The organism is Streptomyces sp. MS19 (assembly GCF_047200595.1).
Taxonomy (GTDB): Bacteria; Actinomycetota; Actinomycetes; order Streptomycetales; family Streptomycetaceae; genus Streptomyces.
In genome coordinates this window covers 187,975-197,101 of the sequence record NZ_JBJZOH010000010.1, presented here as the reverse complement: position 1 = coordinate 197,101, position 9,127 = coordinate 187,975, and the positions used below count along the sequence as shown (strand labels likewise).

Sequence of the window (9,127 nt, the reverse complement as noted above, 5' to 3'; positions counted from 1 at the left end):
GACGCGCCTAATCAGGGGGTGAGCTGAAAAGGCCCCTCGTAGGGGCCGAGGAAGCGTGAGCCGTTCAGGTGGATCAGGTGGTCAGGCGCGTCAGCCACCCAGGCTTCGGTCTCCCATGCGAGGTCCGCCAGCCACTTCCGCATCGTGGTGCGGTCCGGGAAGCAGTTCACGAACACCAGCCCTGCTTTATCTGTCGCAAACAGCTTCTTCAGGTGCTCACGCCGTCCGAAGTCGATCGGCCCGTGGGAAGTGACGGCCTCCATCAGGAAAAGCCAACCGCGCTTTTCGTCATAGACCACAAGGTCCGGGTTCTTGCCATGCTCGTCGAAGGTCAGCCCGAGATGCGCGAAGACGTCGTCTCGGCGGAGGTCCGAGCGATGATCTTTGGCGTCTCCCAGGTAGAGCAGCTGCCCACCGGGTGCGAAACGGGGGCAAAACTCCTCGACCATGCTCTGGATCAGGGGGTTCTGGCCACCAGGGGAGAGACGGAAAATAGAACCGTCGGGCAGCCTGACCGGGATCTTCTGCATCTCGCGGACCGCCTCATAGGCAGCCTGCTGGGTGGGAGCTTCGACTATCCAGGCGTCGAGGGCATCCTGGAAGCCCGGGGTGCCGAAAAGACGCACTACGGACAGGGCGGCCGGAGCGATCCGGTAATTGTTCTTTGAGGAGTTGACCGCGCGCCCTTCGGGAGCATCGGAGTTGTGCTCCGCAAACCCCGCGTCGACGAACTGGTGGAGGGTCTGCTTGCGGAAGGTCTCACGCGAGTTGGGGGCGTACTCTTTGCCCCATTTTCCCGCAATTACGCCCATAACTTCCGTGACGCCGAGACGCGGGTTGGTCGCCGCCTCCCACGGCTCGCCGGGCTCCAGTCCGAGCAGCACGAGGGCTGTTAGGGCGGACCTGGTATTGCAGCGGACCTTGTCGAAGCGGAAGGCTCGCAGAAGGGCGCTGGCGTTTTCGACGGATGCTCGTGCAGGGCTGGTCACTCTGCGGAGCCTACGACAGTGGGAAACAGGTCCGCCACGAGGGCGTCAAGCTTCGACTGCTCCGGGAGCCATTCCGGCGCGCTCTTCGCCAAGCGCAGCAGGTCGTCACGTGAGGGGAAGGGGAGCGTCTTGACGTCCCCGGCGTTGACCTGGGTGTGCCCGGAGAAGGTGCGAAAGATCGCATCTAGCGTCGATGAGTTCAGCCAGAGCATCAGCCCGTGCGCGAGCTGGGGGTCGATAGGCCCCTTCTTCTCATGGAGGTAATTGGTCTTATTGTCCAGGGCGACCGGGCCGACGTGCTTCCAGACGCCCGCGACCACGCGCCGCTTCTCCTCCTTTGCGGAGAAACGCTTAATGACGACGTAGTGCCCTTCCGGAAGGAGCAGTTTGCGAGCGGCCTCGGTGCTAGGGGAGAAGCCCTGCGGCTTCTTCGCAGGACGCTGTGGCCACTCGATCTCTCCGCTGCGCACGTTGGCCTGGTAGACCATCGGCACGACACCGTCGGCGCTGAGGTCCTCAGTCAAGTGCTCGCGGTTGCGGAAGTCGACCACCTTGCCCGTGCTAACACCCAAGCCCAGGTCCGCCAAGGTGAACGAGGCCGCTGGCGGCACAACAGCGGAGTCATCGAAGCGCACGAACCGCTCACTGTCTCCGGGAAGGACCACGGCCTCGAAAGGGACGGTGCGGTGAAGCGGGGCGTCCTTGTGCGCAATCGACGCCGACAGGACAACCTGTGGCTGCTGTTCGCCCCGTGTACCAGCCACGATGACGTTCTCCTGGAGAACGCCGGTGTCGGCGAAGACTGTGTTACGGCTCTCGAAGACGTGTAGGAGGTCGAGGCTGATGCGGTCGAGCATCCATTGACGAAAGGCGCGATGGTAAGTGCCATTGGCCCAGGAACGGGGCACGATGATCGAGATCTGGCCGCCAGGGGCGAGAGCTGCCGTGGCCCTAGCCCAGAAGGCCGTGTAGATGTTGCTGGTATCGACCAGGTGGTGTGCAGTGCGCGTACGGTGCAGGCTGCCTGCGGCGAGCTTTCCGTAGGGGGGGTTGGCTACGACGAGGTCGAACGGCCCGTCGATGACAGCGTCATCGACAGTAAGGTAGTCGCCCTCTACGAGGTCGAACGTAGTGCCGTAGGCTGCCCCGCATTCCTCAAGTGCCGCCCGCAGGTACGGCGTGACCTGAGAGTCCGTCTCCACAGCGACGACGTGAACGTCCAGTTCAGGTCGCTCTACGTGCAGTCGGGTCACCAGCGCGGCGGTCAGCGAGCCGACCCCGGCGCCGGGGTCCAGGACACGAACGGGATTACTCAGCGCGTCGAGGCGAAACATCGAGGCGATCAGGTCGGCGGCCGGCGCCGGGGTAAAGAACTGCCCCAAGGCGGCCTGAGAAGCAGGCGAAAGGCCACCGAGCGCCTTCACCCGTCGCGCCTCGGTGTTCTCGATCGGTTTCACGTCCGCCAATTTCACGTCTGCGATCCTCTCACGGGGTGCCCTGTGGTTGATGGAGATAGAGCCCACTGCGACGCCTCACACAGGAGCCACCACTGAACCATCGACCTCGGTCAAGACGACGTGGCTCGCCGCACTGACTGGCAGGCACCCACACATCAAATCGCTACTCGTCGTGAGTGTGAGTCGAACATGGGTGAGCTGCCTGTTGGGCCATACGAAGAGTGCACACGCATGCCTGTGCACCCGCAGCGAATTCGCGCGCTTGGTCGTCCTCAAGTCAGGACGCCAACCATCGCAGGCGGGCGACACCTTGTGGCAAACGTTGCCGTTCGCCCATCCCGTCGCTCCAGGCGGGTGTGGGCATCCGGGTGCACCCGATCCGGTGACGGTCTCGGAGCCTGTGCGAGCAAGGCGCGAGCGGACAGTCCCGCACGACCCGTCACTCGCGCACCGCCCGACCTGCCGTCCCACCGCCACGGTGGGCAGCGAGTCTTCCGCATGCCCTCTGATCTGGAGAGCAGCATCTTCCACCACTACGCGGCACAGGCCACCATGATCGCTAACTTCACAGGAGCCGCGTGCGCCGACACCGTCGTCTGGGAGCCATCTGGGAGCCGACCTGCTCCCCAAGCCCTCGCCGCACCCTGCGAGCCCCTTCGACACCAAGCCCCTGACCAGCCCAAACGCCATCTGCGCAGGCAAGATCACCAACCGAACCTCATTCGGGACGAAGAGGTCGTGGGTTCAAATCCCGCCACCCCGACAGTGAAGTACCAGCTCAGGGGCCTGATCCGCAGTGCGGGTCAGGCCCCTGACTGGTTCCTGGAGACCGCTTGGGAGAAATCTGGGAGAAGACTTGATCGGCCTCTCCCAGGAGCAGTCTCCAGTGCCGCAGGATGAACGGCGCCGAACTCTGGCCGCCCTGACTTTGCGGCCACAGCGCTAGCTTGATCCTTGACCTGTGCGGCGGGGCGTGGGGTGGGCCGGGTGTTGGTTCGACCTGGTGGTCGTCCGGGGCCGGGGCGTGAGGGTTTTGGTGCTTGGGCTGGGCAGATGGTCTGTGGTCTGTGACCGCATAGGTTCCCCGGGTTGCGGGGCCATGCTCGGAGGTACGCCGAGCAGTGAGAGGGGCCGATGAGAAGCGCTACGCGTGCGGAGATCAGAATGACGTCATGGAGCCGACCAGCCAGATCATCGTCGCTTTGGACTGCGACAACCGCGCGGCCGCTCAAGACATCGTCGGTCAACTGGGCGACGGGTGCCGCTTCTACAAGGTTGGACTGAGCTCCTGACAGCGGCTGGGCCTGAGTTCAACAGCACCTTGTAGCCCAGGGCAAAGAGGTGTTCCTGAACCTCAAGCTCTTCGAGATCCCGAACTCCGTCGCCGGCGCCGTCCGTGCGGCAGGAGCCCTCGGCGTCTCCATGGTGACCGTGCACAGTATGGGAGGCACGGGCATCATGGCTGCCGCTGTCGATGCGGCTCGCGATTTCGTCCTCGCTCTGACCGTCGTCACCAGCATGACCGACTCCGACCTCGCGGACATCGGTGTCGGTGTTTCTGCCGGGAATCAGGTACTCCGGTTGGCCGGCCTGGCTCAGCAGGCTGGATGCCATGGCGTGATCGCCTCGCCGCAGGAAGTCTCCGCCTTGCGACGACTGCTGGGTGGCAGCGCTTTGATTGTCACGCCTGGGTTGCTTTGCCCGGTGACTCTCCCGGTGAGCATGCCCGTCCCGGCACACCGCGGGCTGCCATCGCCGCGGGCGCCTCACACGTCGTCGTGGGACGGACGGTCGCACGCGCCATGGACCCGGCATCCGCATTCCGCCTTGTAAACGGCGATCTGCAATCGCGGTAGGGAACATTGACCACGGCTGGTCAGGGCGCGGCTGCCCACCCCAGCGGATGCCTTCCTCGCTGCGGGTGCGGGCGTGTTCTTGGCATTGGGCGGCCAGGACGTCGGCAGTCCGTCCAGCTACTCACGGAGACGGGCGGCTGCGCCGCTGTGGCATGTCCGCCTACGCCGGTACTGCCAGCGTCCACGACGCAGTGGCCTGTTGCGTCGGCGTGCGGTGCGTCGGCACTGACCAGGTCTCCCGTATCGACGGCACGCGGGTCGAGGTGTTTCCGGCGTGGCTACGAAACAAAGGCGGTACCCGGGCAGGCATCGCCCGACGACCACTCCCCGGGGTGACCCGTACGAAGGGCGTTGCCGGAAAAGAAGCCGGCTCTTGCGTGTCCGTGCCGACTTGGGGCGGGCCCTGGCAGCGGATCAGGCGTCTCTCCTCCGACGCTGGACAGAGTGGCCGGATGCCGCCCCTCCAGCTCAGCCGCGACTGTCCTTTTCGATGGCATACATGCCAAAGTCGCTGGACAGATCACCAGGCGCGTACGGGAAGGCAAGGAGCGGCACATGCACAACGGGGGATCGCTGTGGACACTCACCGTACCCACAGGCGGCGACGCACTCCGGCAGGAGCGTCTCACCCGGGATCTGCACGACAGGCTGCGGAGGGCGGACGATCACGTCGTCGGCTTCCATGACGCCGACGATCCCGCCGAACCGGGCAGTAAAGGCGCAGGCGTCGGTGAGGTGGCTCTCTGGGTCGCCACCACCGCCGCCATCGCCCGTCCAGCGTCCCAGGTACTGATCACCCTCATCAAGGAGTGGTGCGCGAAGGAGCGGCATCGCAAGGTCGTGGTCACCGTCGGGGACGACTCCATCGAGATCACCGGCCGTCCGGACGCCGCACAGGAGCGCATGGTCGGGGAGTTCCAGGACCGGGTCGCCGGCGGCGACGGTCCCGCTTCGGATGACGACGCGGCGTGACCCGCCTCCACAAGCGCCGAGCTCTTCTGATCGGCAACGAACGCTACGACGACGGCCGCTTCTCCTCGCTGGTTTCCGTAAGGGCGGACGTATGGGGACTCGCCCAGGTCCTGAAACACCACAAGATCGGCAACTTCGCCTCCGTACAGACGGAATCCGATCTCGCCGCCGATGACATGCGAGCAGTCATCGGCGAGTTCCTCCAGGAGCGCGACGAGGACGAACTCGCGCTCGTGTACGTATCCGGGCACGGTGTGCGCACCGTGCATGACGGCGGCGAGTTCCACTTCGTCGCCAGGGACACCGACCACGACCGGGTGTCCGCGACCGGAGTCAGCGCCGGATTTCTCAACGACGCGCTGGAGGAGTGCGTCGCGCCACAGAAGATCGTGATGATCGACTGCTGCCGCAGCGGCGGGTTCGCCGTGGGCCTGCGTACGTCGGACCGGCAAGGTGACAGCTCCGTGGCCAAGTCCGGCGAGCGGCCCCCGCTGACGAGCAGAGGCGTGTACGTCCTGTCGTCCTCGCGGGCCGGGGAGGACTCGTACGCGGACGCGGGCGGCGGCGTCGATGTGAAGCCGTCGGCGTTCACCGGCGAGGTCATCGAGGCGCTGCGCACGGGGAAGGTCAGCAAGGACGGTGGCAGCGCGGTAACGGTCAGCGACCTGTTCCACTATGTCAACCGGCGTATGCGCGCCCAGGATGGCGGGCGTCAGGTGCCGGTGCAGTCCGCGCTCGGTGTCGACGACCGCATCGTCATCGCGGACAGCCCCTTCGGCCGGGCGCCCGTCCTCGATCCTCTGAGTTCCCGGCCCCGGGAAGCCGCCGGAGGAGCTGCCCCGCCACACGCCGCGAAGTCCGCTCACGCCCATCCCACCTGGATCGACCTGCTGGACTACTACCGCGAGTGCGTCCTGGCCGAGAGCGCCGAGACACCTCTGATGGACGTGAGCCGTCAGGGCAGGTCGTACGTGTGCCTGGACGGCGCGGAGAGGTTCATATCCGGTGACGTCGACGACGACGGCTGCGTCGCGCTCCCCAAGGAAGCCGGCCCGCTGGTGGAATCAGCGGCGGAGGAGGATGCCGAGCTCTGGGCGGGCTATCCGGCCGTGCTCCTCACCGGGCCGCGCACCGGGAGACCCTGGCGGCAGCCGAAGTTCGCGCCTCTGCTGGTGCGCCGGGTGGAAATCGTCCAGGACGAGGGGGAAGTGCGGCTGAAGCCGTACGGACCGGTCCAGCCGCATCCACAGCTGGCGCGTGACTGGCTGGGCGAGGACGAGGCCAACCAGCTCATCGACACGTTTCAGCCCTCCTGGCATCGAGGACAGCACGACCGGATGGCGGTGGAGGTGCGCAACCTCCTCACCCAGGAGTTCGAGCTGCCGTGCGTACAGGAACTCCGTCCCGACCAACTCGCCGACCGCATCGACGTCCGCACACCCGGCCACGGGGCCCGCAACACCGCGGTCCTCTTCGCGGTACGCCCCCAGACAAACTTCACGAAAGGGCTTCTCAACGACTTCTCCGGTATCGCCAAACAGACGGACCAGATGGGGAAGACCGCCCTTGGGGCGCTCGCGCCCGACCTTTCGCAGCGTGTCCGATGCCTCACCCACGCAGATCCCGAGCCGGCGAGTCTTGTGACTCCGCTGCCCTGCAACGAGGCGCAGATCGCCGTTCTCCGGTCTGCCATGACCCGTCGCCTCACGGTGGCCACAGGCCCGCCCGGCACCGGCAAGAGCCAGCTGGTCGCCAACCTCGTGGCCACGGCGATCGCGGCAGGTCAGACCGTGCTGGTTGCGTCCACCAACAACGATGCCGTGGACGAGGTATGGCGCCGCTGCGACGAACTGGTGCCCGGCAGCGTCGTACGCACCGGCTCGGCGCGGAAGACCGGCAAGAGCAACGCGGAGCACGAGGCCGCCGCGCTCCACGCGCTGCGCACCGGCCCGGAACCGTCCACCACCGTGGCTACGGCATCCATGGCGACGGTGCTGGCCACCGACCACCTGGCAGAGGTGCGGCGGCATCTGGCCCACATCGCCGAGACCGAGCTGCGGCTTCACCGGGCAGGCGAAGCCCGCGCCCGACACGCGGAACAGCTCGGGATCACCGTCACCGCACTCCAGGAGCTGCTCGGCGGCCCGCCGCGGCTGAGGAAGCTGGAGGACAAGGCACGGCGCCTCTCCTGCGCGCGTTTCCTCGGATCGTGGCGCCGGGTCCGTTTCCTGCGTAAGGCCGGTCTGGCGGGGTACGCCGGTGATCCGGCCGCCGGCTGCCTCGCGTTCGCCGGTTTCGCCGCGGCCGAGGCGGAGTGGCGTGACAGGCGCGAGCACGCGGCCGCCGTTGACGACGCAGCGCTCGCGTGTGCCCTCCGCGATGCGGAGAGCGCCGTCCAGGACGCTTCACGCACGCTCCTCGCCACCAAGGTCCAAGCCGCCGCCCGGGTCGGACGCCGCCGCCTTCTGGACCTGTTGGCGGCTCGGGACAGCGAACGCAGCGACTGGCCGCAGATGCGGAGGGTTCTGGGCCGTTCGGACGGCTCCACGGATGCGCCCGCGGTGGCCGGGTGGGCTGTCACCAGTCTTTCCGCCCGGCGATTCCCGCTGAGTCCGGCCTTGTTCGACCTCGTCATCGTTGACGAGGCCAGCCAGTGCGCCATCCCCCACGTCCTGCCGCTGCTGTTCCGCGCGCGACGCGCTCTGGTCATCGGCGACCCCATGCAGCTCACGCACATCTCGAAGACCAGCCCGCACCGTGAGGCTCTCATCCGGCGCGGGAAGGGGCTGCGGTCCGATTGGCTGGAGAAGCATCACCTCGCCTACCGGCGCCACTCCGCCTTCCACGCGGCCGAGCAGTCCGCGGGCGGTACCTTGCTTCTCGACGAGCATTTCCGCTGCCATCCGCACATCGCCGCGATCTCCAACAGTTTCTTCTACGACGGCGGGCTGACTGTCCTCACGGACACCCGTGGCCGACCCGCTCTGGCCGGACGCCCCGCCGTCATCTGGACGGATGTGACCGGGCGGGCCGCCCACCCTCCTTTCGGTGACTCATGGGTCAACGAGGCTGAGGTCCGCAAAGTGCACGACAGCGTCCGCTACCTGCTGGAACAGCTCCCAGCCGACGCCACCGTCGGCGTCGTCACGCCCTTCGCGCCTCAGGCCGAAATCCTGCGCAAGCGGCTTCGCCCATACGACGAGGAGCGTCTGCGTATCGGTACGGTGCACACCTTCCAGGGCGGCGAACGCGACGTCATGGTGTTCTCCCTGGTCGTCGGCGAAGGCATGCACCCGGGCTCCGTCGAGTGGGTCGCCGGACAGCTGAACCTGTGGAACGTCGCCATCACCCGGGCTCGCAGTCACCTCATCGTGGTGGGGGACAAGGAAGGCTGGCGAAAGCGGGGAGGTGTGGGCGCCGCGTTGCTTGAGGCGGCGGAGCGGGACGCCCTACCCCCGGGAGGCGAGGACGAGGAAGCGCTGCTCAAGCGCCTTTACCAGACCCTCTCCCGCGCGGAAGAAGCCACTGTCACGCTGGGCGAGACCGTTCACGGGTATCCCGCGGACGCCGTGGTGCGTGGCGTCCGCGGAACTGCTTTCCGACCGGTGCTTCTCGATCGTGGGATGGAGGAGAACGGCGACGCGGCACGCCACCTCCGGCTCATGCTGCACCGCCGGAACCTGCTGAGCGGTGGAGACGGCGAGGCCGAAGCGACGCGTTGGCCGGCCTGGCGGCTGTACGACACCGACGAGCAGTGGGGGTGACCTTTCGGGCCGCCGCCTTCTCCTGGCCCGCGCAGAACAACAGAAGTGCCCACGGGATTCTGCCGCGGCGGGATCCGCGTGTGCTCACG

Annotated in this window: 5 protein-coding genes; 3 read left to right on the top strand and 2 right to left on the bottom strand. The window is 66.9% G+C overall.

Annotation, left to right across the window (positions count from 1 at the left end):
- Positions 1 to 11 precede the first annotated feature (11 nt).
- Entirely contained in the window at positions 12 to 989 is a 978-nt protein-coding gene (locus tag ACL02R_RS13620; protein WP_412797138.1) for a BsuBI/PstI family type II restriction endonuclease, read from the bottom strand.
- Entirely contained in the window at positions 986 to 2,446 is a 1,461-nt protein-coding gene (locus ACL02R_RS13615) for a class I SAM-dependent DNA methyltransferase (RefSeq protein ID WP_412797137.1), read from the bottom strand. The genes ACL02R_RS13620 and ACL02R_RS13615 overlap by 4 nt, the downstream gene beginning before the upstream one ends.
- 1,341 nt (positions 2,447 to 3,787) lie before the next feature.
- Here ACL02R_RS13615 and ACL02R_RS13610 point away from each other — a divergent pair.
- The 3 genes from ACL02R_RS13610 (at position 3,788) to ACL02R_RS13600 (ending at position 9,038) form a co-directional block, all read left to right on the top strand.
- On the top strand, positions 3,788 to 4,279 hold the full coding sequence (locus ACL02R_RS13610) for an orotidine 5'-phosphate decarboxylase / HUMPS family protein (protein ID WP_412797136.1): 492 nt from the start codon (positions 3,788 to 3,790) through the stop codon (positions 4,277 to 4,279).
- Positions 4,280 to 4,857: 578 nt separating this feature from the next.
- Positions 4,858 to 5,274, top strand: a complete 417-nt coding sequence (locus ACL02R_RS13605; RefSeq protein ID WP_412797135.1) for a hypothetical protein — start codon at positions 4,858 to 4,860, stop codon at positions 5,272 to 5,274.
- Positions 5,271 to 9,038 (top strand): caspase, EACC1-associated type, encoded by a 3,768-nt coding sequence (locus ACL02R_RS13600; RefSeq protein WP_412797134.1) that lies wholly within the window; start codon positions 5,271 to 5,273, stop codon positions 9,036 to 9,038. Before ACL02R_RS13605 ends, ACL02R_RS13600 begins: the two co-directional genes overlap by 4 nt.
- Positions 9,039 to 9,127 lie beyond the last annotated feature (89 nt).

What these genes read in the sequence shown, in the direction of transcription:
- ACL02R_RS13605 (WP_412797135.1), top strand. Translation starts at nt 4,858, where the DNA reads ATGCACAACGGGGGATCGCTGTGGACACTCACCGTACCCACAGGCGGC.